At 55.6% G+C, this 586-nt stretch carries 1 rRNA gene; it reads left to right on the forward strand.

Features of this window, described 5'->3' with window-relative positions:
- Window positions 1-586 (forward strand): 23S ribosomal RNA (locus C477_RS24330); the annotation flags it as partial.

Here is a 586-nt window from a genome sequence, read left to right on the forward strand (position 1 = left end):
GCCGAGAGGTCGTGTGGACCGTTCAGTAACGAAAATCCTGGTCATAGTAGCAGCGTTAGTCGGGTTAGAACCCCGACGGCCGAACGAGTAAGGGTTCCTCAGCAATGCTAATCAGCTGAGGGTTAGCCGGTCCTAAGTCTCACCGCAACTCGAGTGAGTCGAAAGGGAAACAGATTAATATTTCTGTGCCGGTGTGCAATCAAAGTCGACGCTTTGGGGTCGCTCAAGCCGGGCTATCGCCCGGTCGAACTGTCAAAGTTCGTGGAAGCCGTAATGGCACGAAGCGAACGAACGGCAGGATAGCGCAAGTTGAGTCAACCTAGAGCCCGTGAAAAGACGAGCACACCGTCCGTACCGAGATCCGACACAGGTACTCGTGGCGGCGAAAGCCAAGGCCTGTCGGGATCAACCGACGTTAGGGAATTCGGCAAGTTAGTCCCGTACGTTCGCAATAAGGGATGCCTGCCCCGCAATGGGGCAGGTCGCAGTGACTCGGGCGCTCCGACTGTCTAGTAACAACATAGGTGACCGCAAATCCGCAAGGACTCGTACGGTCACTGAATCCTGCCCAGTGCAGGTATCTGAA

Origin of the sequence: Haloterrigena salina JCM 13891, assembly GCF_000337495.1 — an archaeon.
Lineage (GTDB): Archaea > Halobacteriota > Halobacteria > Halobacteriales > Natrialbaceae > Haloterrigena > Haloterrigena salina.